Origin of the sequence: Sorangium sp. So ce281 (assembly GCF_051527395.1) — a bacterium.
Lineage (GTDB): Bacteria > Myxococcota_A > Polyangia > Polyangiales > Polyangiaceae > Sorangium > Sorangium cellulosum_B.
The window spans coordinates 7,366,281-7,392,463 of sequence record NZ_CP150322.1 but is presented as its reverse complement, the minus strand read 5'-3'; the positions used below and the strand labels follow the sequence as shown (position 1 = coordinate 7,392,463).

The following is a 26,183-nucleotide window of genomic DNA, read 5'->3' as shown; positions in this document are numbered from 1 at the left end:
GCACGGGCCCTGCTCGTCGACATCGCCCGGCAGAAGGCCCGCGTGAACCTCGCGACCGCGGTCGGCCGCGCCGAGGACCTCTCCGCCTTCGCCTCGAAGCGCTTTGACGTCGTGTACCTGAACAGCGTCCTTCACCGGCTGAACGAAGCGCAGAAGGAGCGCGCCATCGCCGAGGCGGCGCGCGTGTTGAAGCCGGGTGGCAAGCTCGGATTCAGCACGGGATCCACGCCGCCGACGTCGACGAGATCTTGAGGCACAGCGGGTCGAGCTCGTTCGGCAACCACCTCTCGCACCTGAGCCCCGAGGAGAAGCGCGAGGTGCGAGAGCGGCTCGCGAAGGAGCTTGAGGCGTTCCGCACGCCGCAGGGGATCCGGCTCGAGCGCAACCTCATCTTCGCGATCGCCCACACGGCAGGCAACGAGCGCCGAGCGGCTTCACCCCCATCTGGGATGGTGTTATCGTCGCGCGGCGATGCCGCAGCGCGAGGACTTCTCGGAGAGGGCTGGCGATCTGGATCGCCTGGGAGTCCCTCCGCACGTCGTCCAGTACATCCGCGATCAGATTTTCCCGAACTGGCGCGCTCGGTACGCGGGCTATGTCGTCCTGGTGGTCGTGCTGACGCTCGGCGTGACGGTCGCCGCGGCCGCGGCGGTGTCGTGGTTCATCGGACGGCTGGAGGCGCAGCGGCTCCAGCGGGCCTATTTCGTCGCCTCCAATCATGGATGGAGCGTGGCGATGCTCGCTCTCGGCGTTTTCTTGCTGGCCGGCGGCTTTCTGTCGCGGCTCCACCATCGCTTCAGCCGAAGGTTCGCGGAGTACGCGGCCATCAGGAACCTGATCAGCGCGATCGACGCCGAGGGCGCCGCCGGCGGGCTCACGCGCGCTCAGCTGCGCCGGGAAATCGAGAACGCTGGCGCGACTGATCCTCCCACGTTCCTTCATCAGCATGGCTATCTCCTGGCGCGTTACCTGGTGATCGCCGGCGCTTCTCTGCTGGCGCTCTGGGTGCCTTCCGTGCTTGCGGACGTCCAGGACTACGACCTCGGGACGGAGCGCGGCGTCGAGCGACATAGCCTGTTCGGTACGGAGCTGCTCCCGTGGACATCGCTGAAGAAGGTGGAGACGGGCTGCTCCGATCTCGAGGAATCACCCCCCAGCGGCCACTTCGAGCTCGTCTTCGACGGCAGCGCCAGGGTGGATGCCTTTCCTGAGCCGCCGGATCGAGCGTCCTTGTGGAGCTTGTGGGAGCTCAACCTGATGTTGCGAGGGCGTGCGGTGCCGGTCGAACAGGCCCGGTTCGAGAGAGGGATACATGCCGGTGAGCAAGTCTGGGCGGCCGGGTGCGTCGAGGCGGTGGCAGGCCGGGCCGGCGTGGAGCCCGGGATGGTCGGCGCGCTGCTGATCACGACCGAGGACCTGGAGGCGCCGTAGCTCCGAGGTCTCGTCGAGTTGACGCTCGCGTGCCCGTTGGATCCGTCGATCTGCGCGACGTCGACGTCGGGACATCGGAGCGGATCGACCCGGCTGATCCGCCCCCCCGCAGGCCATGGAGGGAAGGCATAGCCGATGCTCTCCGGCGTGTGCCCCGGCGTATGGAGCGCGCGGATGCGCAGCCCGATCAGGTCGAGCTCCTCGCCGTCCCGCATCCGGACGTCGCTCAAGCCGGAGCCGCCCTGACTCGGCGCTCACGCCGCGCGGATATCGCTCTGGAACGGGGAGAGGTTCTCCCGGAACATGAGCCACACGAAGAGGCAGCGCATCTCGAAGTACTCGTCTGCCGCGATGCCCGCGAGCGAGGGGTCGAGCTCGCCGATGTCGTGCCCCTCCCAGAGGAAGCCTGGCACGCCGCGCGCCCGGCTGACGAGCCCGCCGCTCTGCAGCTGGTCGCGCGCGCGGAACCAGCGGGTGAGCGACATGTTGACCGCCGCGGTGAAGTCGGGCCGGTGCGCGATGCGCTCCGGCAACGCGACCCGGTCGAGGCCGGCCGACCAGCAAAGCCAGCAGAGGGCGGCCCACTCGGCTCGGGCCCTCCGCATCAGGAGAGAGACCGGCAGGGCTCCTGGGTCGAGCGCCTCGTCCACGGTGAGCTCGACGGTCTCGACGCCATTCTCGGTCTCCTCGGTCAAGGTCGCCGCTGTCCGCGCGAGCTCCACCGGCCCGTCCGGTAAGAGGTGTGACAGGTCGGGCGGGAGCCACGGACAGGGCTCCGTGCCCGGCAAGCCGCGCTGCACGGCCTCGCGCAGGCGAAGCAGGCGGGTGGCGTAGAGCCGGACCTTCTGCTGAACCTGCTCGAGCGGCTGATCGAGCTCGACCGTGGCCGATGCGTCGCCGGGCATCGGATCGATGGCCTGGCGCGCCGGCCAGAAGGCGAACTCCGGGTACAGCAGCCGCACGAAGGTCCTGAGGTGCTCGGCCACGGCGGGGGCCTCGGCCTCGACGCGGTCGGCGTCCTCGAGCACCCCGCGCGTGTCGCCGAGCTCGAGCCGCAGGAGCGCGCGCGTGATGCAGGTCGAGCGGCGCTCGGGCACGAGCAGCAGCGCCGCCTCGACGAGCGAAAGGGCGACGCGACGCGAGCCCCGGAAGACGGCGGCGAGCGTGCGGTACGCCGCGCTCGGCTCGGCGCCGAGCAAGAGCTCGTCCAGCACGCCGAGCGCGGTCGCGTCGGACGCGTCGAGCAGCGCTCGCCCGCGTTGCTCCACGACCTCGGGTTTCGGCTGCAGCGTCGCGCCGCGCAGGAACTCGGCGAGCCTCTCTCGCTCGCCCCCGCGGGCCGCCGCGCGGGCCGCGGCGCAGCAGGCCTCGCGCGCGCGGCCGTCCTGCAAGAGCTCTCGCGCGAGGGCCCAGACGCGCTCGGCGTCCCACGCCGCAATGTCCTCGGCGAGCGCGGGCGACGCGCCGAGGCTCGCCTCGTCGAGGGCCGCGCCGAGCTCGCGTCGCACCACCGGCGCCCCGTCCGCGTCGAGCCCCGTGAACGCTCCGACCGGGTGACCGTGCGCATACTCGCCGCGCTCCTCGCGCACGCGCCGGTCGAGGTAAGGGCTCGTGTCCGGATCGGGAAACCAGCGGACGGACGGGCCGTGGAACCGTCCCTGGGGATCGAAGTGCCGCTCCTCGGAAGGGCGGCCCAGCGCGTCGTACCGGAGCTCGCGATGACGCGCGCCAGCGCGAATCTCGATCTCCTGAGAGGGCTTGCCCTCGCGGGTGAAGTAACGGTCGATGAGCGAGGCCGAGGCTCCGTCCTCCTCGCGGACCAGCCATCGTTGCGAGCCGTGGTCGTAGTCGGCCTCTCCGGCGAGGCCGGCGGGTTGGTCGGGCCAGCGGGAGCCGTCCGCGGAGATCGGGTACCCGTCGCGGTCGTGAAAGACCTGGCGCACGATGCTCCCTTGCCGATAGCGCGTTCGCAGCTCCCAGGCGCCGGGCGGCACACAGCACGGTCGTAGCCTGAGCTCCGTCGGGGCGTCGCTGCCGTACACCACCACCTCGCCGTCGAGCTCGCCGCCCCGGTAGCGCCCGCGCTGCGCGGGTTGACCGTTCGGGTGGAACAAGGTGAACGGCCCGTCCTTCACCCCGCCCGCGTAGCAGCAGCGCGAGAGCAACGAGCCGTCGCTCGCGCGGTAGACGTGGCACTCGCCCGAGCGACGGCCGTCGGCGTCGGTCTCCACGAGCTCGAACGTGCCGTGCTCGGGGTTGTACCTGGCTGAAGGAGGAATCGACGGAGGCCGCTCCGCGCCGTGGTGTGCCGTGGAGCCCACGCATCGCAGTCTATCGGCTTTTGCGCCGAGAAGGCGGCCCTTCACGCTGATTGCAAAGATCCACGGCTACTGGTTGGCGGTGTCGCCGGAGCAGATGACGAACTGCGTCGCGCCGTCCAGGGCTGCGCCGTCGCCGGTGAACCGGACCTGGCGGCGCTCTGTGGACGGGCACTTGGCGACGACTTCGTCTCGGCCGAAGCCGAGCCGCGGGTCGACATAACACCACCCGTGCACCTTCTCGCCGCCGACCTCGACCGGCGCAGGAGGCACCGTGTTCTGGCACGCCGCGAGCTCGTCCGGCGTTCTCAGCTGCTCGACCTCGCAGACGCAGTTCCAGCCGTTCGCCGCCGCCACCGGATCCTCGAGCACCATCCGCTTTGCTGCGAGGTTCTCGTGGAGCACCTCCCGCCGCGCGGTGAGCCCGTCGCAGCCGCACTTCCCCTCGGCCGTGCTCCGCGCCTCGAGGACGAGGCAGCTGACCTGTCCGCTCTCGTTCGGCTGGAGCGCGCGGGGCAGGCACTGCCCGCCGAGCTTCGTCTTCAGGCGATCGACGATCGCGCCGATGGCCGGCCGATAGCCGAAGTCGAGCCGGTCCTCTTCCGTGAACTCGAGCTGCGCCGGGCACACGGAGCCGACGACGCCCTGCTCCCCGAGGTTCCGGATGAGCTCGAGCTGCCGCAGGCCCGGATAGGCCTTCGCGCTGACCTGGAGGTTGCTGTCGGTGCCGTCGGGGTTGTCCTTGCACAGGGGGCTGTCTCGGTCTTCAGTGCTCTTGCAGTCATCGCCCGTCACGGGCTCGCGCAACGGGAACGTGCAAGCGTACTGGAGGTCGCCGAAACCCGGGTTGGGGTTCCATTCATGGCCGTTGATGGTGTTGGCGTCGTCCGGCGAGCCCGGGCTGGCGATGCGCGTCCCGGTGATCGGGTTCTCGCCCTCGCGGGGGAGCGGCGACTCGATCATGTGGGGATCGCCGGGGCTCCGGCGCGACTTCGGATCTCCGAGGATGATGTCCCAGGTGCTCGCGAAGCCCGCGTTCGGGGCGCTCAGCTCCTTGGCGCTCTTGAAGCCGCCGACGCGGTTGCCGCCCTGGTCCCTGCCTTCCCGGAGATCGGGCTGACCCGCGTCGTCCTGGCGCGCGATGTCCTGCCACGGGACGCCCACGAGGCCCGCGAAGAACACGTACTCCGGCGGACGGACCGCGCTGTTCTCGTCGTCCGGGTCGAGATCCGAGAAGATCGGGTTATCGACGAGATTGCCCTGGTGATCCTGGATCCGCGCCTGCGTGAGCGCGTCCGTGTAGCGGTCGATCGGGTAGAGCAGATCGATGCCGAACCGGCGCTTCTGATCGAAGCAGCGCAGGTTGTGCGGATCCTCGTTCGGGAGGAGCGTCTTGGGCTGTCCCTCCGGGCCGCAGGTCTCCTCGTCCAGCGGGCACTCGCCCCTGGGCGATCCGCAGGACTTGCAGCACGGGTCGTCCAGGCCCTTCTCCGCGCACTCCCTGCGCGGCGCGAACATCCGAAACACGTCGCCGTCGTCGTCCTTCTGCCTCGCGACCCAGAAGGCGTTCCCTCCCTCCTTGATGGAACAGTCGTTCTCGTCCGACAGCATGACGATCGCGAGGAGCGAGTCCGGCCGCAGGAACGCCTTGCGCTGATCCAGGAGCTTCCTGTCCACGCCGCGCCGCTCCGCCTTGCCGTTCACCACCTCCAGGGTCTCGTAGGGCGCGGGGTCCACGAGGAAGCGGTACCAGCTCTCCAGCTGCGACTCGAAGCCGCAGCCGTTGTCGGCCACCCCTCGGACCATGTTCGTCAGCGTCGGGACCAGGCCGCGCCCCGCGCCGTCGTCGAGGATCGACTCGCCCGCGGGGCTGAGCTTCTGCTCCGGATCCCAGGCGAGGAACCCCAGGTTCTGGTAGGTCGGCGGGTCGTTGTCTGCGTCGTTGTGGTCGTCCCTGTCGCTCCGGGCGATGAGGTGCCCCTTGTCGTTGTTGAAGAAGGCGAGCGGCTCCTCGGGGCACGAGTCCGCGCCATGGCTGCCGAGGCTCGTGCTGATGATCCCGATGTGGATGTCGACGACGGGCTCGAACTCGCGCTCCTTGCCGCTCGGGCAGCGGCCGTCCTCCCGCGGCGGGGACGAATCCAGGGGGTTCAGCGGATCGATGCACCGGGGGTCGACCAAGCGCCTCACGAGGTCGGGAACGGCCAGCGCGAGGATGTCCTGCTTGTCCTTCATCGACGACGAGTTGTCGATGGTCAGGAGGAGATCGATCTTGTCGACGCGCCGCGGGAGCCGCTCGACGACGGTGCCAGTCGTGCGCGTGTCCTGATGGGCTATCGGGCGGCTCAGGCACCCCGGGAGGAGCGATGTGCCGCCGACGGCGAGGGAGCACAAAAGCGACGCTGCCGCGCGGGCAGCGCTGGACGGAGGACGAGCGGGCATGGATCCTTCCTTGCGCGAGAGATGGAGTGGGCCCTTCGCGCGCCATGCGCGCGGAGCCGGCGCGCCCGTCTCGCGCGGAGTGGGTGACAGGCCGCCTGGCGATCGCGTATCAGACGCCGAGAGGGGGTGTTCTCTTGGCTACGTGGCGAGATGAGCGCGACCCCATCACGAAATCCACGAACCATGGGGAGGCCGCGGCGCGGTGGCCGCGTCGCACAGCGGCGGCACATCCGCCGTAGCGGCTCGCGGCACGGCCGGCACACCCGCCATCGCGGGTGGAGGCGCCGCCGTCACGGCACGGGCGGCACAGCGGCCATCGCGGGCGGAGGCGCCGCCGCCTCGTCGGAAGCGGAGGCGGCCTGCGCCGGTATGCAATGGTGTTGAAAAATTACGTGTATAAAGGAATCGTGAAGGCCGGGCGCCAGGGCGTCCTCGGCCGGCGGCGGGAGCTCAGCTCTCGGCGGAGGCGGCCGTCTCGGCGCCAGCGACGAGCGGCGCGTACTGGGTGAGGAACTTGCTCCAGCGCTTGTGCTTGCGGCCGGGCTTCCGGGAGCTCTGGGAGCTCCGCTCGTGCTTCTGGGTGACCTTGAGGGTGAGGTGCTGGTGCTGGCGCGTAGGGCGATGCATGGCGGCGGATGCTGCTCGAACGCGCCCCGCTCCGCAAGCCTCAACGCGACGGAGCCCGCGCCTGCTCGCTCCGTGCGTCCCGCTCCGTCCCCAGCCGGCCGAAGCTGTGGATGCCGTAGATGAGCACCAGCAGCGCGAGCACCGTGAGCCCCATGCCCGCGTCCGACGGCCCGACGCCGACCAGCGCGAGCCCGGCGACGAGGAGCAACCCCCCGCCGCCGAGCGCGCGTCGCGCGCGCTCCTCGGCGTCTCGCTCTGTCCGGTGCCCCCGGCGGCGCGCCGGCCCGCCCTCCTCGCGCGCGCTCACTGGAACTTCTGCGTCCGCGCGTAGGTGATGAAGTCCTGCACGTCGCGCGTCAGCTCGCGCTCGGCGGTGATCGTCGTGCGCTCGTGCGACTCGCCGACGAGGTCGTCGTAGAGGTAGTTCTGCTGATAGAGGAGCACGAGGCGAATGGCCCCGTCCGGCCCGCCGCGGACGATGCGCAGCTTCTCGTCCCGGCCGTTCGGCGGCGGGATCGCGGCGCCGAGCGCCTGGGCGTCCTCCTCGGTCACGTAGACGACGCCGTACGAGCGGCTCTGCACGCCGACATCGACGCGCACCTTCTGCCCGCTGGTCAGCTCGACCTCGCGCCCGCGCGCCGGCTGCGCGCCCTCGTGCGCCATCGCCCGGCGGATCACCTCGATCGCCCTGCGCTCGTCGAGGGCGCGCATCGGGTTCGGCGCGCGCGCCTCGCCGCCGCTGCACCCCGCTAGCGCGAGCGCCGCGGCCGCGATCCCCAGCGCGGCGCGCGCGCCGCCGAGGAGACGCCGCGCGTCTCGAGCCTGCCCGGGCGCGAGCGCGCGCGCTGAAGGCCGATGCTGAAGGGGGCCGAGATGGGGAGCCCCCGAGCCTTGATGAAGCTTCCTCGACATGAGCGGCATGAGAGTAGCCAACCGCCCGGAGCTTCGCTACTTCTCCCGACATGGCGCGGCTCGCTGCGATCGACATCGGATCCAACGCCATCCGGCTGCGCATCGTCGACGTCGATCCCCCGGCGCTCGGGGCGTTCGGGGCCGGCTGGGATCCGGCGCTCGCCGGGGCCGCGACCGGCGCGCCGCGCTTCCACCCGTTCCGCGATGTCCATGCGGATCGCGCGTCGGTGCGTCTCGGGCACGACGTGTTCACGAAGGGCCGGCTCGAGTCCGGGGTCATCGGCGCCGCCTGCGAGGCGCTCCGGCGCTTCCGCACGGCGATGGATGCGGCCAAGGTCGACCGCTACCGCGCCGTGGCGACGAGCGCCGCGCGCGAGGCCCAGAACGGCGACCTCTTCGTCGAGCGCGCCGCGCGCGAGGCCGGCGTCCACGTCGAGGTCATCGAGGGGGTCGAGGAGGCGCGCCTCGTCCAGCTCGCCGTCCGCGAGCGCGTGGCGCTCGGCGAGCGGACCGCGCTCCTCGTCGACATCGGCGGCGGCTCCACCGAGCTCACGCTGCTCCGCGGCCGCGAGGCCGTCTTCTCGCGCTCGCTCCCCGTGGGGACGGTGCGGATGGTCGAGGCCTTCCTCGAGGATCGCCGCCCGGTCGACGCGGGGCACCGGCGGCTCGTCGAGGAGTACGTCGATCGCGTCATGGTCGAGGCCACGCGCGAGATCGTGGAGCTGCTCGGCGAGGGGTCGGGCTCGGGGATCGATCTGCTCGTCGGCACGGGCGGCAACATCGAGACGCTCGCGGAGCTCTGCCCCGCGCCGGCCGGGTCCGCGGAGGGGCGGGCGATCGACGTGGCCGCGATGTTCCGCCTGCTCGACGAGATGGCGTCGAAGACGCCCGAGGAGCGCGCGCAGATCTACGGCCTGCGCCCGGACCGCGCCGACACCATCGTCCCCGCGGCGACGATCCTGGGCCGCGTCGCCCGCGCGTTCGCGCAGCGGGGCATCGTCGCTCCCGGGGTCGGGCTCAAGGAGGGCGTGCTCGTCGATCTCGCCCACGCCCACTTCCTCGGCCCCGACTTCCGCGGAGAGGCCGCCGCGGTCACCGACGCCTGCGTCCGGCTCGGCCGCCGCTACCACTTCGACGAGAAGCACGGCGCGCTCGTGGCCCGCTTCGCCGAGCGGCTGTTCGACGACCTCGCGCCGCGCCATCGCCTCGGCCAGCGCGACCGGATCCTCCTGCGCGCGGCGGCCCTGCTCCACGACATCGGCGACTTCGTCCGCTACGAGGGGCACCACAAGCACAGCTATTACGTGATCGCCCACAGCGATCTCATGGGCCTGACCCCGGAGGAGCGCGCGATCGTCGCGAACATCGCGCGCTACCACAGGAAGTCGCCGCCCAGCATGGACCACGACAACTTCCGCGCGCTCTCGCGCGACGCGCGCGCCAAGGTGAAGTCCATGGCGTCGATCCTCCGCGTCGCCGACGCGCTCGATCGCGAGCACCGGGCCAAGGTCGCGGAGGTGAGCGGCCGCATCGAGGGCGACACGCTGGTGATCGAGGTGCAGGGCGCGGAGGACCGGGCGCTCGAGGAGTGGACGGTCGTCGCGAAGGCGGGGATGCTGCGCGACGCGCTCGGCCTGGAGGTGCGGATGGTCGACGCCACGCCGAGATCGCGCCCCCCTCCGGCCCCGAGCGCGGGCGGATGACGCGAGGCACCGCCGCGCTCGGGGCCGCTGACGCGAGGCGCCGCTGCGAGCGCGGGCGGGGTCGACGCCCGAAAAAGGCGCCGTGGCCTTTGCGTGGAGCCCTGCGGGCCACCATGAAGGTCGGCACGGGGGAGGTTCTGCCCCCGTGGACGAGCGCGGCATTGCCGTACCGACGGGCGCGGCTGCGCCGCCGTGGAACAGGGGCGAGCGACCGTTGACGCTGAAATCTCCGAAGCTGATGGAGGCCCGCCGCGCCGCCGGCATCCTGAGGTCCGCCCTGCGCGGGCACACGGGCGATCTGACGCTCGCCGACGCGTCGGCGAAGAGCGGCCTGCCGCTGCGCGACGCGGAGAGCGGCCTGCACCTGCTGGTCAGCGAGCACCGCGGGCACCTCAAGGCGACGTCCGAAGGCGAGCTGCTCTTCCGCTTCCCGTACGGCTTCACCAAGCCGTGGGAGACCCGCACGCGCCTCACGCGCGCGCTCCAGGCCGTCCTCCGGGCCGCCGCCGGCGTGGCTCGCTTCGTCGTGCGGGCGTGGATCGCGATCGTGCTGATCGCGTACGTCGCGATCTTCGTCGGGATCCTGATCGCCCAGCTGTTCGCCCGCTCGAGCAGCGGCTCGCGCGACCACGACGACGTCCCCGGATCGTTCGCCGGCTACTTCCTCTTTCGGCTGGTCCTCGACGCGATCTTCTGGACGTTCCACCCGTTCTCGCCGTTCGTGTGGACGGCCGAGTCGGCGTGGTCCTCGTCGCATGGCCGCCACCGCGGGGCGCTCGGGCAGCGACGCGACGAGACGCCCTTCTACGAGAAGGTGAACCGGTTCTTCTTCGGCCCGACGCCGGCGCCGCGCGATCCGCTCGAGGCCGAGAAGCTCATCCTGGCCGAGATCCGCGCGCAGCGGGGCCGGATCGGGCTGGCCGACGTGATGCGCGTGACGGGGCTCTCGCGCGACGAGGCGGATCCGCGGATGGCGCGGCTGATGCTCGACTACGACGGCACGGTCGATGTGTCGGAGGAGGGGGGCATCGTCTACCGGTTCGAGGCGATCCGGCGGACGGCGGCGGAGGCCCCGGCGCGGGCGCCCGCGCCGGTCTGGGCGAAGCGCGAGGAGCTGCCTCCGCTGACGGGGAACGGGCCGGGGATGAACGCGCTCATCGTGGCGCTCAACGGGTTCAACCTGCTGATGAGCCTCTACGCGCTCGGGGCCCACCTTACGCTGGACAACCTCGGGCTCCTGGCGCGGGGCGTCCCGATGGCGGAGCTGCCCGCCACGGGGACGGCGGTCGCGCTCGGGGTGGTGCCGCTCGTCTTCTCGCTCGCGCTCTTCGCGCTGCCGCTCGGCCGGGCGCTCCTGCGCCCGCTGAAGCAGCGGAGGCTCGCCCGGCAGAACGGCCGGCGGGCCGTGCTACGGGCGATCCTTGGCCGCGTCGGCGCGCGGCAGGGCCGGGAGCCGATCACGGAGGCGGTGCTCCAGCGGGCGTGGCGGGAGGCGGCGGGGGAGCCGCCGCGCTCAGAGGAGATCACCCGCGAGGTGGTCGCCCTCGGGGGCGACGTCGACCTCGAGGCCGGCGAGGGGATCCGGTACCGCTTTCCCGATCTGGAGACCGAGGCGAAGGCCCTCGAGGCCGAGCGGGAGGCCGCCTCCGAGGAAGAGGCGCGCGCCGGGAAGGTGATCTTCTCGTCCGACGCGTGAGCGCCGTCGCAGACGGTTTTTTCTGTGGTGCTTGATGAGGGTGCTGACAAAAACCGTCGATGACGTGTGCGCGCGCACGGCGCCGCTCCGCAGGAAACCGCCGTTCATTGACGTGCTCTGGTCTGGACGTCTACGGTAGGGTGAATTCCCCTCATGTACTCCGTTGACAACAGGGCCGGTCGTCTCATCGAGGTGAGGCTCGCATCACCGCTCCCGACTGGCGAGGTCGACGCGTGCATCGCCCGGATCCAGGGCGTCGTGACCCAGAACCGGCACGGCGCTGTCGTCTGCATCGAGCTGCTCCAGGTCGACGTGCTCGCGCCCGAGAGCGCGGAGAAGTTCCTGGAGATGATGCGGGTCCAGAACGCCACGGTGCACCGGACGGCCTACCTGCTGCCGGTGTCGAACGCGATCCTGGGGCTCCAGGTCGAGCGCCTCATCCGGGACGCGCACAACTCGAGCCGAAAGGCGTTTCGCGACACCACCTCGCTCGAGGCCTGGCTCGTCCCGGTGATGACGATGGTGGAGGCGCAGCAGCTCCGGAAGTTCCTGTCCCAGCTCGGCTGAGGTGGAGCGCGGCGCGCGCCGCGGGCGCCCCACCGCGCCGGGCGCTAGCCGCGGACGAACGGCAGGTACTTCGGCTGCCAGAACCGCGCCTTCACATAGGCCTCGACATTCCCGGGGTCGACCTTCTTGCTCCTCGCCACGCCGTCCTCGAACGCCGCCCGGATGACCGCGACGGCGACGCGCGTGGAGACCTCCTGGAGCTCCTCCACGGGCGGGTAGATGAGCCCCTTGTCGAGGTGCTTCTCCGCCGTGTAGTCGACGAGCGCATACGCCGCCGCGAGCACCATGCCGTCCGTGATCTCGCGCGCGTCGGACAGGATGGAGCCGAACCCGAGCCCCGGGAAGATGAAGGCGTTGTTGCCCTGGCCGATGGGGATGGCCTTGCCGTCGACCTCCACGGGCGGGAACGGGCTGCCGGTCGCGACGAGCGCGCGGCCCTCGGTCAGGGCGAGGATCTCCTCGGGGAGCGCCTCGCAGGCGCTCGTCGGGTTGGAGAGGGCGAAGATGACCGGCCGCGGGGTGCTGGCGGCCATCGCCTTGATCACGGGCTCGCTGAACGAGCGCGGCTGCCCGGACAGCCCGAGGAGCACGGTCGCGCGCGTGTTCTCGAGGGTCTCGAGCAGCGTCGGCACGGCCCCGGCCTTCTTCCATGCGGCGATCTTCCCCGGATCCTGCGCGAACTTGCGCTTGTACTCCTCCATCGGGCGGTCCTTCGCGAGGAGGCCCTTCGAGTCGAGGACGAAGATGCGGGCGAGCGCCTCGTCCTCGGTGAGCCCCTCGCGGAGCATCCCCTGGCAGACGGCCCAGGCGACGCCGACGCCGCCCGCGCCCGCGCCGTGGATGACCACCGCTTGGTCCCTGAGCCGCTCGCCGCGCAGCCTGCACGCGGCGACCACGCCCGCGAGGGTGACTGCCCCTGTCCCCTGGATGTCGTCGTTGAAGGAGGGGATCACCTTCCGGTACCGATCCAGCACGGAGAAGGCGGCCTCCTTGGAGAGGTCCTCCCACTGGATGACGGCGCGGGGGCAGCTGCTCTTCACGGCGTCGACGAACCTGTCGAAGAAGTCGAAGTAGGCGTCGCCGCGCAGGCGGCGCTGGCGAACACCGAGGTAGAACGGGTCCTCGATGAGATCGGCGCGGTCGGTCCCCACGTCGAGGACCACGGGCATCGTGTGGAACGGGCTCACGCCGCCGCCGGCGGTGTAGAGCGCGAGCTTGCCGATCGGGATGGCGAGCCCGCCGTAACCCTGGTCGCCGATGCCGAGGATCGCGGAGGAGTCGGTCGCCACGATCATGCGCACGTCCTCCCACGGGAAGCTCGCGAGCACGCGCTGGGCGCGATCGATGTTCGCGGGAGAGAACGAGACGCCGCGCGCGCTCTGATAGAGGAAGTTGAACTGCTGCACGGCCTCGCCCACGGTCGGTGTGTAGACGATGGGCAGCATCTCGCCGAGGTGGCGATTGAGCAGCGCATAGTAGAGGATCTCGTTGCGCTCCTGGAGCGCCCGCAGATACTGATACTTGGCGATCGGCGTCGGCTCGCGGCGAAACCCGCCATAGACGCGGGCGAGCTGCTGTTCCATGGTGTTGACCTGCGGCGGGAGCAGCCCGTCGAGCCCGAGGTTCACGCGCTCTTCCGGCGTGAAGGCCGTCCCCTTGTTGGTCATGACGAGCCTGAGGAGGGCGATTCCGTCGAAGTACACCTCCATGTACTCGCGGCCAGAGGCGTCTCTCTTGACGTCGAAATACTTTGAGATCCTCACCATCGAGGCATTCTAGACCGATGCGCGCGCGCCGGCGAGCGTTCCTTGAGGGATCGAGCGCTCGAGCGGGCGAACTCGGGTGGCTCCCGCTCGGTGAACGGAGTGCTTCTCATCGTGTTATCGCCGGCGGGCGAACCAGGGCGGATCCTGCTCGCCGGACGCGGTGCTTCTCACATTGTTATCGCCTCGTGGTATAGAGGCGCGATGCGACGCATTGCCGTCATTGGAGGCGGTCTGGCCGGGTGCATCGTTGCGTTCCGGCGAGCGATGGCGGGCGACCAGGTGACGCTCGTCGAGGCGGCTCCGCGGGTCGGCGGGCAGCTCTGGACGGAGCGGGCCTCCGGCTTCGTCGTCGAGCTCGGCGCCGAGGGGTTCATCGCGCGGAGCGAGGCCGTCCCTGGGCTGGCGAGCGCGCTCGGCATCGCCGGCGATCTCGTCGGTCAGGAGACGCACCGGTCGTTCGGCTTCGACGGCGTCGCGCTGCGGGAGCTCGCGCCGGGCGAGGCGGCGGAGTTCCTCGGCTTCCAGGTGCCGCGCGACGAGCTCGGCAAGGGGATCCGGACCTTCCGCCTCGGGATGGCGCAGCTGACCGAGACGCTCGCGCTCGCGATCGCCGGGCGCGTCGACGTGCGCACCTCCGCGGCGGTCGCCTCGCTCGCGCCGGTGGCCGGCGGCTTCCGCCTCGCGCTCGCCGGAGGGGCCGAGATCGACGCCGGCGCGGTCGTCCTCGCCACCCACGCCGCCGGCGCGGCCGCGCTGCTCGGCGAGGCGGGGCGGGCGCTCCGCGACGCCGAGACGCTCTCCAGCGTGACCGTCTCGCTGGCGTACCCGCGCGCCGCGATCGAGCACCCGCTCGACGGCACCGGCTTCGTCGTCGCCGCGGGGCACCAGGCGCACGGCTTCCGCGCGTGCACGTTCACGACCTCGAAGTTCGCCGGGCGCGCCCCCGCCGGCCACGTCACGCTTCGCCTCTTCTTCCGCCCCGATCCGGCGGACCTCGAGCGGATGGGCGACGACGCCTGGACGGCGCGCGCCGAGGCCTCGCTCGCGCGCGTGCTGCGCGTGCACGGGCCCTCCGAGCGCGCGTGGGTCTCGCGCTGGTCGAGCGCGCTCCCGGTCTCCACCCCCGCGCACGCGGCGCGGGTCAGAGAGGTCGAGCTGGCGCTCGCCGGCAGCGGCGTGCTCCTTGCCGGATCGGCGTTCCACGGCTCCGGGATCGACGCCGCCGTGCGCTCCGCCGAGGCGGCCGCGGAGCGCGTCGGGGCCCTGTAGAGCGCTGTCGCGCTCCGGCGCTGCGGGCCGCGCGGCCTGCCGGCATCGATCTGCGATGACAGGCTCGACCCGGACGGGCGAGGATGCGCACCATGACCACGGAGTTCACCGGCCGTCGCTGCGCGCGCGACGTCGAGGGGCGCCTCGCGCTCGGCTTCATCGCGGCGTGCGTGGCCGCGGGCTGCCGTGACCAGCCGCCGCGGCCGACCGCCGAGAGCGCGCCGCCCGTCGCGGCGAGCTCACCTGCCGCCGTCGCGTCGGCGAGCAGCGCCGCGCCGCCGGCGCCGTCGGCGTTGCCCGCGCCGTCGGCCCTGCCCGCGCCGAGCGCGCGCCCGCTCACCGAGAAGGAGAAGCAGGCCCTCGCCACGTACAAGGCCGCGCTGGCGAGAGGCCGGCTCGCGACCAAGAAGCTGGACTTCAATGCGGCCATCCAGGCGTTCACCGAGGCGATCGCCGCGGACCCGAGCGACGCGCGGGCGCTCGCCGAGCGAGGCTTCGCGCACCTGACCGCGGGGGACAGCGCCGCGGCGGACGGCGATTTCAACGCGGCGCTCGCGGGGGCGGGCGATCCCGAGCTGCGCTCCCAGATCTGGTTCAACCTCGGGCTCCTGCGCGAGAGGGCGGGTGACGCCGAGGCGGCCCGGGTCGCTTACGCCAACGCGCACCTGCTCAGGCCTTCGGCGGCGACGCGCAACAAGCTCGCCGGCAGATCGACGTGCACCGTGGAGGTCCGCAAGGCCGACCTCGAGGGCGCCGAGCTCGTGGAGGGGTGGACCGAGCTCCTCGCGCGCATCGGCACAGCCGAGGAGGCGCCCGGCGAGGCGACGAGCGAGGCCGCGGCGCGAGAGCGCCTGTGCAGGCCCGGCTCGACGTGGGCGGCCGACAGCCCGTGCGCCGGCGATCCGCCGTGGATCTTCTCTCGCGACTACATGATGTTCGTGCACCACAGCAACCATGTGGTCTTCCCCCGCAAGCCGGACGGGCTCCTGGTCGTGAAAGGCGGTCATTCGGGGGGCTGGCCCGCGCACTGCCATGGAATACGCAGCGTGAGCGGCTCGGTCGAGGGGGGGCTGCTCGTGGTCGAGAGCACCTTCGACGGCGCGGGCGCGGTCTACGACGGAGAGATTAACGGCGAGATGCGCTGCCGGGACGGCGCGAGCTACCGCGAGCGGACGTTCTATGACGCGCGCACCGGCCGGGCGATCGTGGCGCTGCGCTGGCCGGCTGGGGGCGAGGCCGACGTGAAGGTGCAGGGCGGTCAGCTGGTCGTCTCCGGCGGCGGCTGTGACGAGCGAGTTCGGCTCGGCGCCAGCGTCGACGTCAGCACGAAATAAGCCACGAGGTGCGCTGCGCGCGGTCGCCTGCTGCCGTCGCTCCTGGCTCAGGGGGCCTGAGCGCCGTCGCGGGTCGCGCGTGACGCCCTCGGCATATGCAGGTCGAGGGCGGGCGCCGGCAAAAGGAAGACGGCGTGATTCCTCGATTGCGCCGACGATTGCACCGGCTGCGCCCGGACCGGGGAGCGCCAATGTCGAAGGCGCCGGAGGCACCGAAAAAAGAATCGACTCGAGGAACTTTTCTGTTGCGTAGCCCGTCCAAGAGCGGTACTTAGTCGGAACACGAGGATTCGCCATGTTCAGCCGTCGCGACCACCTGCAGCTCATTACCATCCTGTCCAAGTCGGGAACGCCCGACGCGACCATGGCATGGGATCGCCTGCTGGGCGGTGAACATTGGGCGCATAATCCAGGCTACCCTTGCGGCCTCCGTCCGTCGCGGAAGCTCGGTAACCCGGAGAATAGCGCCTAGAGGCAGCTAAGCACGCGTCGAACGACGACGTTCGCGAAGGCCGCCGCGGGAAACCCAGGCGGCCTTCGGCGTTCTGGGGGCTTGTGGGCTGTCGGCTCGTTGCGGCTATCGGCCCGCTCGTGGGCTGGAGATCTGCTGTGGGCTGTCGGCCTGCCGGTGGGCTGGAGATCTGCTGTGGGCTGTCGGCCTGCTGTGGATCGCCGGCTGCCTGCGCGTCGAGGAGATGAGTTGTCTTGCGCGCAGCGCGCGACGTCGTCGCGCGTTGCGGTGGGGGAGTTGCGCCCGGAGAAAGGAGGCGCGGCAGAGAATGCGCCGGGAGCATTCGATTCGAGAATGAGCGCCGCGGCGCGCGTTCGCGGCGCCGGGTGATGCTTTCGCGGAATGGTCGACGTGCACTGGCTTGCTGACACGGCAGGTCATGCGGAGGTGTGCCCTCCGCGCGGACCCGTAGCTCAAATGGATAGAGCAGCCGCCTCTTAAGCGGACGGTCGGAGGTTCGATTCCTCTCGGGTCCACCTGTCCTCGTCCTCGCCGGCGCAGCCGCGCCGGCGGTGGGGGACACCTGATCTGTGACAATCCAGGATGATGTAGATGGAGGCGCGCTGCGCCTCCATGTTCCGGTGTAGCTCAATGGTAGAGCCCCCGCCTGTTAAGCGGGTGGTTGGAGGTTCGAGTCCTCCCGCCGGAGCCGCGCCCCCATCGCGGGAGGCAGGCCCGCTTCGCTCGCGCGAGGCGCCGGCTCGCCGCCGGCCGGGGGCGCGTCGGCGCCTCGCTCGAGCGGGCGCTGCGGGATGTAGCCCAGTGGAAGGGCGCCTCATCTGGGGTGAGGAGAACCGCCGGTTCGATTCCGGCCATCCCGACGATGGTTTGCGTGGGTGTTTCTCTTCTGGTGAAGAGGGCAGGTTGTGACCCTGCGGAGGCGGGTTCGATCCCCGTACGCCCACCCAGGACGGGTCGAACGCGCTCGGTTATCTTTGGTAGATCAACCCGAGCGCGCTCTTTTATCCGTCCTCTTTTGCCCGGGGGCCCGGGCCGGAGGTGGTGTGATGGCCGATTATCTGAAGCACTTCGCCGCGCTGGTCACCCCGCAGCGGCAGAAGGCGCGCGCCGATCAGGTGAAGAACAGCGCCGGCGGCTTCGCCTTCGCCCTCGACGAATGGGCGAGGCTCGACCGCTGGCTGATCCTCGGCGCCGAGGGGGCAACCTACTACGCGTCCGAGCGGAAGCTCACGGTGGAGAACGCCCGCGCCGTCGAGGCGTGCCTCGCCGCGGATGGGCCCCGCGCCGTGCAGCGCATCGTCGACATCAGCGGCTCGGGGCGAGCGCCGAAGAACGCGCCCGCGATCTTCGCGCTCGCGATCGCCGCCGCCGACGCGAAGCTCGAGACCCGGCAGGCCGCCCTCGCGGCCTTGCCCGAGGTGTGCCGCACGGGGACGGATCTCTTCCACTTCACCCGCATTGTGCAGGGGTTCCGCAAGTGGGGGCGCGGGCTCCGGTCCGCCGTCGCCGCCTGGTACAACGACAAGCCCGTCGACAGGGTCGCGTACCAGGCGATGAAGTACCAGCAGCGCGACGGCTACAGCCACCGCGATCTCCTGCGGCTCGCGCACCCGGTCGCGCCGACCCCGCAGCACGACGCCCTTTACCGCTGGATCGTCGGCGGCGTCGAGGCGCTCGGCAAGGCGTCGGCGCGCGGCAAGGCGCTGCCCATGACCGATCTGCCGGACGCGGTGCGCGCGTTCGAGTCGCTCCGCGCGGCGACGAACCGCAAGCAGGTCACCGCGCTGATCAGGCAGCATCGCTTCACGCACGAGATGCTCCTGACCGAGTGGAAGAACGACCCCGCGGTCTGGGAGGCGCTGCTCGAGCACATGCCTCAGACGGCGCTCCTCCGGAACCTGGGGAAGATGACCGCGATCGGCCTGCTCTCGCCGATGAGCGACGCGTCCCGCAGGGTGGCGCGACAGCTCACCGACGCCGGGCGCCTGCGCGCGGCCCGGGTCCACCCCATCGCCGTGCTCTCGGCCCTCAAGGTCTATGAGCAGGGCCACGGCGAGCGCGCTCGCCGGCGCGCCAACGCGCTCTCGTGGACCCCGGTCCGCGAGGTCGTCGACGCGCTGAACGAGGCGTTTTACCTCGCGTTCCGGGCGGCCGAGCCGACGGGGAAGAAGCACCTCCTGGCGCTCGACATCTCCGGGTCCATGACCAGCGGCTCCATCGCCGGCGTCCCTGGCTTGACGCCGCGCGTGGCGAGCGCAGCCATGGCCATGGCGACGGCGAGGATCGAGCGCGAGTATGGCGTCGTCGGCTTCTCGGCGGCGTCGGGCGGGTACGGCGGCAAGTGGGGCGGGGGCGCCTCCGGCCTCATGCCGCTGTCGGTGTCGCCGGAGCAGCGCCTCGACGACGTGCTGCGCGCGGTGGGTGGCCTCCCCTTCGGCGGCACCGACTGCGCGTTGCCGATGGTCTGGGCGAAGCGGAACCGGGTAGAGGTCGACGCGTTCGTCATCTACACGGACAACGAGACCTGGGCGGGCGCCGTTCACCCGTTCCAGGCGCTCAGGGAATACCGGCAGGCGATGGGCCGACCGGCCCGGCTGATCGTCGTCGGCATGACGTCGACCGGCTTCTCGATCGCCGATCCCACGGACCCCGGCATGCTCGATGTCGTGGGGTTCGACGGGGCGGCCCCCCAGGTGATGGCGGATTTCACCCGGGGTGTCTCGTGACAGGCAGCGTGACGGACGGGCTCCGCCGGCCCGTCCGTCCGACGAGGGCGCCTCACGAGCGCCCTCCTCTTGCGGGACGCCGCCATGATGGATGGCACCTGTCCTTCACCCTTTGCCCGGGATCTCCCGGGCCTCAGAGGGACAGTTCTCGTGGTTCGACTCCAGCGTCCCGCTCTCAGCAACAGCCCCCGAGCCCGAATGGATAGGGGCCGGCCTACGAAGCCGGTCGATGCGGGTTCGAGTCCCGCCGGGGGCGCCGGGATCCCCTCTCCGTCGCCCGCTCTCTCGCCCGATCCGGGCCGAAGGACGACGGTTCTCGGATCCCGACCTTTGCCGCCGTAGCTCAGCCTGGTAGAGCACCTGACATTCCGCTCTCCACCATTTGCCCGATCCGGGCCGAAGGAGGACGGTTACCGTTCATCTGGATGACGCGGGTTCGAATCCCGTCGGCGGCGCTGGTTTGCCCTCGTATGCATCTGGTGAGGCAGCCTGATTGTCGATCAGGTGAGGGGAGTTCGATCCTCCTCGGGGGCGCCTCGGGGTGTGCGTCATGGAGACGGCGGAGCCTCCAAAACTCCTGCGAGAAGGTTCGATTCCTTCACACCCCGCCGCAAAAAAGGAGCGCGATGAACCCAATAAAATCGATAGATGATCGTCCAAGGGCGAGGAGGCAGGGAGACAAGGAGATGGATGTTCGATGATGAAGATCTGACGCCAGAGCCGCTGGCTCGGGGTGATAGTTCAACCGGGAGAACACTGCCTTCGCACGGCAGGGATCGAGGTTCGACCCCTCGTCGCTCCACCGGACGGGCCAATGTTCGTGGGTTACCATGCCGCTTGGCAGTTCCCCCTTGGGGCCTCCCCACGGCGCCCTTTGCCCGTTCGTTCGTCTCGTTGCCGAGGCGGGCCGCCGTCCGGCGGCCGCACACGATGTGCGGGCGCTCTGCGCCCGCGACATCGCGGCGCCGGGGCCGCAGGTCGGCTCTCCTGATCATGTGTCCCTGTCCCCATCTCGCTAGAGGCTCAGGCGGCCGGATTTTCGCTCCGGAGACGCGGGTTCGAATCCCGCTGGGGACACCGGGCCGCTCCGCTCGCCAGCGTGCTCCTTGGGGAGCCCGCGCCCGAGCGAGCGAGCCTGCCAATTCCATCTTGAGGATAGATTTCTGGGTGTGGCTCAACCTGGTAGAGCACCGGCTTCGGGAGCCGGGGACTGGGGGTTCGAATCCCCCCACCCAGACCGCGGAGGGGCGACAGCTCCGCCGCGACGCGCGACGAAGACCCTCTGGGTGTGGCTCAACCTGGTAGAGCACCGGCTCGGGGAGCCGGGGGCTGGAGGTTCGAATCCTCCCACTCAGACCGCGTCGCGCAGACGTCACCGTGACGGAACGGCATACGTGGCAGGCTGAGATCCTGCGCCCTTCGGGGCATGTGGGTTCGAGTCCCACCGGTGACACCCTGCCCGGGTGGCGAAACGGCAAACGCTGCTGGCTTAGACCCAGCCATCTGGGGGTTCGACTCCCTCCCCGGGCACCGATTGCGTCTAACCTGGAGTGACGTCATGAAGAGAAAGAGACGATAGAGAGGTGGGCCATGACCGCGCAGACGCTGCTTTTGACGCCATGGATGGTGCCCCATAAGGTCATCCCCTGGCAGACCGCCGTCACGATGAGCTTCCTGGGCAAGGTGGAGGTCATCGAGGTGTACGACGACGTCATCCGGTCGCCGTCGCTCTCCATCAACGCGCCTGCGGTGGTGCGGCTGAAGCGGCCGACGCTGGGGATGAAGCGCGGCGTGAAGTTCTCGCGGCTCAACGTCCTCCTGCGCGACGGATTCCGCTGCCAGTACTGCGGCGTGAAGAAGGTGGCCCGTGAGCTCAACTACGATCACGTCATCCCGCGTGTGCAGGGTGGCAAGACCGTCTGGGACAACATCGTCGCTTCCTGCTACGCGTGCAACTCGACGAAGCGGGGGCGTACGCCGGAGCAGGCCGGCATGAAGCTGCTCCGCGCCCCGGTGAAGCCGAAGTGGCTGCCGCCTGCGCCCGTCATGGGCCTGAGCGAGCGGCGCATCCCGGAGGTGTGGGCAGGCTACTGCGCGAGCCTGGGCTGAGCTGAGCCCCTCGCGCCGGCGCGCCGCGGCCCGTCGTGCAGACGGCGGGTCGGGCGCGCCGGCGCGCGTCGGGGCTTCCGCCGGCGGCCGCGCGGGTGCAGGATGGCCAGGCATGGAGACGCGTCAGGCCGACGGCCGCGCGGAGGACGAGGACGCGCCGTTCCCCGCGATCCTGCGGGGCTGGCTCATCGAGGGAGAGCTCGGCCGCGGCGGGATGGGGCGCGTCTTCCGGGCGCTGCACCCGAAGACGCGGGCGCGGGCGGCGATCAAGGTGCTGCTCGGCGACTACGCCCGCCGGCCGGACGTCGTGGCGCGCTTCCGGCAGGAGGCGATCGCCGTCAACATCATCAACCACCCCGGCATCGTCCGTGTCTTCGACTCCGGTGAGCTCGAGGACGGCTCGCCCTACATCGTGATGGAGTACCTGGACGGGCGGGGGCTGCGCGACTGGGTGCAGGCCGTGCCGGCCGCGGATCGGCCGCGGCAGGTCGTGCGGCTCGGCTACCAGATCGCGTCGGCCATGGCCGCGGCCCACGCGTCCAAGGTCGTCCACCGCGATCTGAAGCCGGAGAACATCATGGTGATCGACGACGAGCTCGCCCCCGGGGGCAGCCGCGTCAAGATCCTCGATTTCGGCATCGCGAAGGTCCTCTGGGGCGGCCTCCCCGAGGTGCTGGAGCTGGACGCGAGGGGCTCCCTCGCGCCGGCGTCCGTGCCCCCGCTCCGCACCGAGCTCTCTGCGCCGACCGCGCCGACGGTGGGGATGGCGCCCGACCCCGAGAGCGCCGCCGGCCGGGCGGGGATCGCGGGCGGCCCTGCGAGCGACGCGCGCGCGACGGCGGACAGCGAAGAGAGCTCGACGGCGGAGCGCGACTTGCGCGAGGACGACGCGCTCCGGAGCCTTCCTCGCGTGAGCCTCGAGAGGCCAGCGATCCAGACCTTCCCCGCGCCGGTCGAGATCCCGCCCGGGGTGGTCTCCTCTGCAGCGGGGCGCGTGTCCATCGAGCCCGCCGGGCGCGCGTCGAGCGGCGTGGGCGCGGGACAGCCCACGATGCCGTTCACGCAGGAAGGCGCGTGGGGCCTCGGGACGAGGAGCTACATGGCGCCGGAGCAGGAGCGCCACTCCGGGAGCGTCGACGTCAAGGCGGACGTCTACTCCCTCGGCGTCATCCTCTACGAGCTGCTCGAGGGGCAGACGCCCGACGCGCCGCGCGGCGCGTGGCCGCCCCCGATGAGCGCCGCCACGCCGCCCGATCTCGTCGCCCTCGTCCACCGGGTGCTGTCGTTCGACCCCGATGCGCGGCCGCGCATGGCGGAGGTGGCGACGGCGCTGCACCGGCTCGGCCGGGCGAAGAAGGAGCTCGACGAGGCGCTCTCGAGGTGGGTCGCGAGCGGCAGGGCGCCGGGGCTCCTGCCGCGCGGCAAGGCGCTGCACGAGCTGTCCGCGTGGGCCCGGGACATCGACGACCTCTCGGCCCTGGAGCGCAGCTTCCTCGACGCGGCCCTCGGCGCAGAGGCGCGCCGCGAGCGGCTCACGCGGGTGCTCCTTGCGCTCGGCGTCGTCTTCCTGATGGGCATGGTCGCGACGACCACGGTGTTCTGGGTGCACGCGACGCGGGCGCGGGCGACGGCCGAGGCCGCCGAGCGCGGCGCGCGGGAGCACAGCCGCCTCGAGGCGGCCGCGAACGCCTCCGCGCAGGAGGCCCTCGCGAAGATGACCGAGGCGCAGCGCGCCACCGAGGAGGCGCTCGCGCTCGCGATGAAGGCGAGCGACGACGCGAGGAGCGCCAACTCCGCCAGGGACTCGATGACCGAGGCGAAGCGCCTGGCCGAGGGCGCCGAGCTCCGCGCGAGGCGCGCGGCGCAGGCCGCGGCCGCCGCGAAGGTGGAGGCGGACGAGCGCTACGAGCAGTCGAGGAGCGCCATGGAGCGCGAGATCGCCGGGCTCGAGGGGGACCGCGAGCGCCTGTCGGCGCGGCTCGGACAGGCCGAGGACGAGCGCGAGAGGGTGAGGGCCGCGCTCCGCTCGAGCGAGCACGAGCTCAGGGCGGCCCTGTCGGAGCTGAGGCGCGAGTCCACGCGCGTGGGCTTGCTCGAGCGCAGGCTCGACGAGGCCTCCGCGCAGATCGACGCATTGGAGAGGCAGAACGAGGAGTGCGCCCTGCGGCAGCGCAGGGCGCAGCCGCGGCCAGAGCCTCCCGCGGACGGGGACATGCCCCCTGCGAGGCAAGAGAGAGAGGAGAGCGCGACGCCGCCGGCCGAGCCTCCGGCGGACTCGAGGCCTCGGCCGGCGCCCCGCTGGCGGTGGCGACGCGATACGACGATATAGCCGCGGCCTCCGCGGACAGCGGGGAGGCGGGGCTCGCGCCGCGCGCTCGAGCCCCGCGCGCCCTGAGCATTCCGGCTAGCTGAGCGTGGGTATCTCCTCGCGGCCACGGTTGCCGCCGCGCGCGTCCACGACGCGCACGCTGCTCGCCTGAGGCCCCTCGTCGCCGTCCTCCTCGGTGTAGGCGACGCCCATGCCGACCCTCAGATCGGAGAACGGAGCCGATACGATGCTTCGCTCGTGGAAATAGATCTCCCGGCCATCGATCGTCGTGATGAACCCGTAGTCGTTGAACAGCTTCGCGATGACGCCGGCCGTGTCCTGCGCCGGGTGGGCCTTCACCTCGCTCCGCTGCTCGTTCGCGAGCTTCTTGAGCTGGCGACCGGCGCGCTGGAACACGTCGCGCACCGCCGCCGGCAGCAGGTTCCTCGCGGCCCGCTCCTCGCTCACGATCTCGTGCTTGCCGGCCACGTGGAGGTCGACGCGCACGCGGTACTCTCCGCCGGTGCCCATGCTCGCGTGGTCGCGCTCGACCACCACCGCGCAGCTGTTGATGTGGTCGTTGAAGCGCTCGATCTTGTTCGCTTGCTCCTGGATCAGCTCCTCGAGCGAGGGGCTCTTGCCGATGTGTCGGAAGGTGAGCTCCACTTGCATGCCCTCTCCTTTCATCGCTTCGAATCACGCTGTAGCGTCGTCGCGTTATGCGTCTGCGTCGCCGGATGCGCAGGCTCGGAGGGATTGGCCCTGCGACCGCGAGCACCTCGCGTGTGCTCGCCGTGATCAGGTAGCAAGTTCGCTGCCATGGCCGCTCACCCGCGCAACCGCTGCGCGGCGCGCTCCTTCACGGTCGAGCGCGCCAGGCGCGCGCGCGGAGGCGCAGGCTCTGCGCGGAGGGAGCCAGTTCTTGCGTCCCTCGTGGATCTCCAGGGTGGCGCGGTGGTGTGGCACGAAGCGACGGGGCGCGCTCGCCTGGGGCAGTTTGCGACGAGCGGCGCGCTTCACGTCGTTCCATGGCGTCTCGTCGGCGCTCCACGCGTGTCGAGCCGGGGAGCGGCGCCGCCCGGTCCTGACGAGCTCTGCCATCAAAGGGCGCCGCGAGGGGCGGCGGCCACGGCGGGCCCTCACGGAGCGCGGAGCGACGCGGAGGCCCGCCCGCCGTGCCGATCGGGAGCACGTGCGCACGGCGTGTCGTCGTGCGGCGCAGGAGCAGCGACAGGATGGCGTGCACGAGGGCGAGCGCTCGCGCCGCGATCGTCGCCGCGCCGCCGGCCCGCGCTCCTCTGCTCGGCCCCCCCTCCGCCGCGCGCCGCGCGCTCGTGCTCGCCGTGGCCCTCGGATCGAGCGCGCTCCTCGGCGCGTCGGGGCGCCGCTTCAGCGGATCTCGAAGACGTAATCCGTGTCGTACGTGCGGACGAAGAGCTTGCCGTCCTTCTCGACCAGGAACTCGGGGCCGCTCTTGAGCGGCAGCTTCGAGGCCACCTTGCCGGTGGCGCGCTCGAGGACATAGAGGAAATCCGGCTCGGCCGTGAAGCCGTATCCGCAGAGGAGGTGATCTCCATGCAAGACGAAGTTCTCGGCGTTGCAGACGAGCGGCGCGCTCTGCCAGAGGAGCTGCCCCGAGGCGAGCTCGATGGCCGACAGGTAGGCGTTCTTGCCCTTCGACGAGGCCGCATACGTCCTGTGCCCCGACGAGACGTAGAGGACGCCGTCCTCGACCGCGGCCCAGCCGATGCTGCCCTTCACGAAGCCGGCTTCCTTGGGATCGAACTCAGGCGGCGTGAGGAAGCTCTCGAAGTCGAAGAAGGCGACGATCGTGTGCGCCGCGTCGAGGATCGCGACGAAGCGCGCCTCGGCGAAGCTCGGGCCGTAGAGCAGCGCGCTGTGGTCCCCGTGGCCGATCGCCTTGACGAGCGCTTGATCGCGGTAGCGCTCGGGAGCGAAGGAGGGGAAGGTGTCGCTCGCCCCGCCCGCGTCCGCCCTCGGCGCCGGCGTGATCACCGGCAGCGCGAGGCCGTTCGTGGTGAACCATGCCGCCTCGTCCGTGATCTGGTTCTTCTTCTCGCTGACCTTCACGAGGCGCGGCGCGGCGGAGCTTCCGGCCGGCGCGCGCCGGACGAGCGCCGCGCCGAACGGCGGCGGCGGGAGCCTCACCGGCGACCGGCCATCGAGCGCCGCGCCGTCGTCGCCCGCGGCCACCAGCGCCGGCTGCCCGTTGCCGCCGCGGGGGCGCGGCGCGGGCCGCGGCGGCGGGGCGCCGTCGTGAGGCGCCGGCATCGCGGGCCGCGCCGCGCCGGGGGGCGCCGCGGCGTCCTGGGAGGCGCGGGCGGGAGGCGCCGAGGCCGGCTGACACGCGCTTGCGGCGAGCAACGCGGCGGCGAGCCAGCGCGCGGGGCGATGGGGCGGAGGCGGAGGCGGAGGCGGGGCGGCGAGCACGCGCGCAGCGTACCGCATCCGCCCCGGCGAGAGGGCGCTCCCAGGCGCGGGA

18 protein-coding genes and 14 tRNA genes are annotated in these 26,183 nt (G+C 71.4%); 24 read left to right on the top strand and 8 right to left on the bottom strand.

The genetic code is table 11. The features are described from left to right. The first annotated feature begins 42 nt into the window (after positions 1-42). Both WMF27_RS27925 and WMF27_RS27920 read left to right on the top strand, forming a co-directional pair. On the top strand, positions 43-252 hold the full coding sequence (locus WMF27_RS27925; protein WP_437765828.1) for a class I SAM-dependent methyltransferase: 210 nt from the start codon (positions 43-45) through the stop codon (positions 250-252). A gap of 219 nt (positions 253-471) precedes the next feature. Then, complete coding sequence (locus WMF27_RS27920) at positions 472-1,431, top strand: hypothetical protein (RefSeq protein WP_437765829.1); 960 nt, start codon at positions 472-474, stop codon at positions 1,429-1,431. Positions 1,432-1,685: 254 nt separating this feature from the next. Here WMF27_RS27920 and WMF27_RS27915 read toward each other — a convergent pair whose 3' ends face one another. The 5 genes from WMF27_RS27915 to WMF27_RS27895 all read right to left on the bottom strand — a co-directional run bounded on the left by WMF27_RS27915 (position 1,686) and on the right by WMF27_RS27895 (position 7,730). Continuing rightward, positions 1,686-3,752 (bottom strand): toxin-antitoxin system YwqK family antitoxin, encoded by a 2,067-nt coding sequence (locus WMF27_RS27915; RefSeq protein ID WP_437765830.1) that lies wholly within the window; start codon positions 3,750-3,752, stop codon positions 1,686-1,688. A gap of 66 nt (positions 3,753-3,818) precedes the next feature. Further along, complete coding sequence (locus WMF27_RS27910; RefSeq protein WP_437765831.1) at positions 3,819-6,191, bottom strand: hypothetical protein; 2,373 nt, start codon at positions 6,189-6,191, stop codon at positions 3,819-3,821. Positions 6,192-6,641: 450 nt separating this feature from the next. Continuing rightward, positions 6,642-6,818 (bottom strand): hypothetical protein, encoded by a 177-nt coding sequence (locus tag WMF27_RS27905; protein ID WP_437765832.1) that lies wholly within the window; start codon positions 6,816-6,818, stop codon positions 6,642-6,644. Between the two features lie 40 nt (positions 6,819-6,858). Beyond that, positions 6,859-7,125, bottom strand: a complete 267-nt coding sequence (locus WMF27_RS27900) for a hypothetical protein (RefSeq protein ID WP_437765833.1) — start codon at positions 7,123-7,125, stop codon at positions 6,859-6,861. Further along, the gene (locus WMF27_RS27895; RefSeq protein ID WP_437765834.1) at positions 7,122-7,730 is read right to left on the bottom strand and encodes a hypothetical protein; all 609 of its coding nucleotides are present in this window, start codon (positions 7,728-7,730) and stop codon (positions 7,122-7,124) included. The genes WMF27_RS27900 and WMF27_RS27895 overlap by 4 nt, the downstream gene beginning before the upstream one ends. 50 nt (positions 7,731-7,780) lie before the next feature. On the opposite strand from WMF27_RS27895, the gene WMF27_RS27890 reads away from it, so the two are divergent. The 3 genes from WMF27_RS27890 to WMF27_RS27880 all read left to right on the top strand — a co-directional run bounded on the left by WMF27_RS27890 (position 7,781) and on the right by WMF27_RS27880 (position 11,696). Further along, on the top strand, positions 7,781-9,433 hold the full coding sequence (locus tag WMF27_RS27890; RefSeq protein ID WP_437765835.1) for a Ppx/GppA phosphatase family protein: 1,653 nt from the start codon (positions 7,781-7,783) through the stop codon (positions 9,431-9,433). Positions 9,434-9,647: 214 nt separating this feature from the next. Continuing rightward, positions 9,648-11,129, top strand: a complete 1,482-nt coding sequence (locus tag WMF27_RS27885) for a hypothetical protein (RefSeq protein ID WP_437765836.1) — start codon at positions 9,648-9,650, stop codon at positions 11,127-11,129. 153 nt (positions 11,130-11,282) lie between these two features. Next, on the top strand, positions 11,283-11,696 hold the full coding sequence (locus tag WMF27_RS27880; RefSeq protein WP_437293542.1) for a hypothetical protein: 414 nt from the start codon (positions 11,283-11,285) through the stop codon (positions 11,694-11,696). Positions 11,697-11,740: 44 nt separating this feature from the next. Here the strand turns inward: WMF27_RS27880 and WMF27_RS27875 are convergent, their stop codons facing one another. Further along, positions 11,741-13,459, bottom strand: coding sequence for an NAD-dependent malic enzyme (locus tag WMF27_RS27875; protein WP_437769798.1), 1,719 nt, complete (start codon positions 13,457-13,459; stop codon positions 11,741-11,743). A 204-nt stretch (positions 13,460-13,663) separates the two neighbouring features. Here WMF27_RS27875 and WMF27_RS27870 point away from each other — a divergent pair, with 204 nt between their 5' ends. The 19 genes from WMF27_RS27870 (at position 13,664) to WMF27_RS27780 (ending at position 23,701) form a co-directional block, all read left to right on the top strand. Continuing rightward, entirely contained in the window at positions 13,664-14,731 is a 1,068-nt protein-coding gene (locus WMF27_RS27870) for a protoporphyrinogen/coproporphyrinogen oxidase (RefSeq protein WP_437765837.1), read from the top strand. A gap of 92 nt (positions 14,732-14,823) precedes the next feature. Continuing rightward, positions 14,824-16,065, top strand: a complete 1,242-nt coding sequence (locus WMF27_RS27865; RefSeq protein WP_437765838.1) for a tetratricopeptide repeat protein — start codon at positions 14,824-14,826, stop codon at positions 16,063-16,065. A gap of 913 nt (positions 16,066-16,978) precedes the next feature. Then, positions 16,979-17,052, top strand: a tRNA-Lys gene (locus WMF27_RS27860). Positions 17,053-17,153: 101 nt separating this feature from the next. After that, a tRNA-Asn gene (locus tag WMF27_RS27855) sits at positions 17,154-17,225 on the top strand. 99 nt (positions 17,226-17,324) lie between these two features. Beyond that, a tRNA-Pro gene (locus WMF27_RS27850) sits at positions 17,325-17,397 on the top strand. A gap of 12 nt (positions 17,398-17,409) precedes the next feature. Continuing rightward, a tRNA-His gene (locus WMF27_RS27845) sits at positions 17,410-17,484 on the top strand. A gap of 99 nt (positions 17,485-17,583) precedes the next feature. Beyond that, the gene (locus WMF27_RS27840) at positions 17,584-19,263 is read left to right on the top strand and encodes a TROVE domain-containing protein (protein ID WP_437765839.1); all 1,680 of its coding nucleotides are present in this window, start codon (positions 17,584-17,586) and stop codon (positions 19,261-19,263) included. A gap of 184 nt (positions 19,264-19,447) precedes the next feature. Further along, positions 19,448-19,519: transfer RNA gene (locus WMF27_RS27835), tRNA-Arg, on the top strand. A gap of 76 nt (positions 19,520-19,595) precedes the next feature. Continuing rightward, positions 19,596-19,718, top strand: a tRNA-OTHER gene (locus WMF27_RS27830). Positions 19,719-19,725: 7 nt separating this feature from the next. Further along, a tRNA-Asp gene (locus WMF27_RS27825) sits at positions 19,726-19,797 on the top strand. 4 nt (positions 19,798-19,801) lie between these two features. Further along, positions 19,802-19,871: transfer RNA gene (locus WMF27_RS27820), tRNA-Trp, on the top strand. Between the two features lie 122 nt (positions 19,872-19,993). Next, positions 19,994-20,065: transfer RNA gene (locus WMF27_RS27815), tRNA-Ala, on the top strand. Positions 20,066-20,266: 201 nt separating this feature from the next. Continuing rightward, positions 20,267-20,340 (top strand) — tRNA-Glu (locus WMF27_RS27810). A gap of 86 nt (positions 20,341-20,426) precedes the next feature. After that, positions 20,427-20,500: transfer RNA gene (locus WMF27_RS27805), tRNA-Pro, on the top strand. 45 nt (positions 20,501-20,545) lie between these two features. Next, positions 20,546-20,619, top strand: a tRNA-Pro gene (locus WMF27_RS27800). A 15-nt stretch (positions 20,620-20,634) separates the two neighbouring features. Beyond that, positions 20,635-20,716: transfer RNA gene (locus WMF27_RS27795), tRNA-Leu, on the top strand. A 4-nt stretch (positions 20,717-20,720) separates the two neighbouring features. After that, a tRNA-Leu gene (locus tag WMF27_RS27790) sits at positions 20,721-20,793 on the top strand. Positions 20,794-20,853: 60 nt separating this feature from the next. Beyond that, a complete protein-coding gene (locus WMF27_RS27785; protein ID WP_437765840.1) occupies positions 20,854-21,372 on the top strand; it encodes an HNH endonuclease in 519 nt (172 codons plus the stop codon). 112 nt (positions 21,373-21,484) lie between these two features. Further along, positions 21,485-23,701 carry a protein kinase domain-containing protein gene (locus WMF27_RS27780; protein ID WP_437765841.1) on the top strand — a complete coding sequence of 739 codons (2,217 nt, stop codon included), beginning with the start codon at positions 21,485-21,487 and terminating at the stop codon, positions 23,699-23,701. A gap of 75 nt (positions 23,702-23,776) precedes the next feature. Here WMF27_RS27780 and WMF27_RS27775 read toward each other — a convergent pair whose 3' ends face one another. Further along, entirely contained in the window at positions 23,777-24,352 is a 576-nt protein-coding gene (locus WMF27_RS27775; RefSeq protein ID WP_437765842.1) for an HPF/RaiA family ribosome-associated protein, read from the bottom strand. Positions 24,353-25,069: 717 nt separating this feature from the next. After that, positions 25,070-26,131 carry a hypothetical protein gene (locus tag WMF27_RS27770; protein ID WP_437765843.1) on the bottom strand — a complete coding sequence of 354 codons (1,062 nt, stop codon included), beginning with the start codon at positions 26,129-26,131 and terminating at the stop codon, positions 25,070-25,072. Between the last annotated feature and the right edge of the window lie 52 nt (positions 26,132-26,183).

What these genes read in the sequence shown, in the direction of transcription:
- WMF27_RS27920 (WP_437765829.1), top strand. Translation starts at nt 472, where the DNA reads ATGCCGCAGCGCGAGGACTTCTCGGAGAGGGCTGGCGATCTGGATCGC.
- WMF27_RS27910 (WP_437765831.1), bottom strand. Translation starts at nt 6,191, where the DNA reads ATGCCCGCTCGTCCTCCGTCCAGCGCTGCCCGCGCGGCAGCGTCGCTT.
- WMF27_RS27905 (WP_437765832.1), bottom strand. Translation starts at nt 6,818, where the DNA reads ATGCATCGCCCTACGCGCCAGCACCAGCACCTCACCCTCAAGGTCACC.
- WMF27_RS27895 (WP_437765834.1), bottom strand. Translation starts at nt 7,730, where the DNA reads ATGTCGAGGAAGCTTCATCAAGGCTCGGGGGCTCCCCATCTCGGCCCC.
- WMF27_RS27890 (WP_437765835.1), top strand. Translation starts at nt 7,781, where the DNA reads ATGGCGCGGCTCGCTGCGATCGACATCGGATCCAACGCCATCCGGCTG.
- WMF27_RS27880 (WP_437293542.1), top strand. Translation starts at nt 11,283, where the DNA reads ATGTACTCCGTTGACAACAGGGCCGGTCGTCTCATCGAGGTGAGGCTC.
- WMF27_RS27870 (WP_437765837.1), top strand. Translation starts at nt 13,664, where the DNA reads ATGCGACGCATTGCCGTCATTGGAGGCGGTCTGGCCGGGTGCATCGTT.
- WMF27_RS27865 (WP_437765838.1), top strand. Translation starts at nt 14,824, where the DNA reads ATGACCACGGAGTTCACCGGCCGTCGCTGCGCGCGCGACGTCGAGGGG.
- WMF27_RS27840 (WP_437765839.1), top strand. Translation starts at nt 17,584, where the DNA reads ATGGCCGATTATCTGAAGCACTTCGCCGCGCTGGTCACCCCGCAGCGG.
- WMF27_RS27785 (WP_437765840.1), top strand. Translation starts at nt 20,854, where the DNA reads ATGACCGCGCAGACGCTGCTTTTGACGCCATGGATGGTGCCCCATAAG.
- WMF27_RS27780 (WP_437765841.1), top strand. Translation starts at nt 21,485, where the DNA reads ATGGAGACGCGTCAGGCCGACGGCCGCGCGGAGGACGAGGACGCGCCG.
- WMF27_RS27775 (WP_437765842.1), bottom strand. Translation starts at nt 24,352, where the DNA reads ATGCAAGTGGAGCTCACCTTCCGACACATCGGCAAGAGCCCCTCGCTC.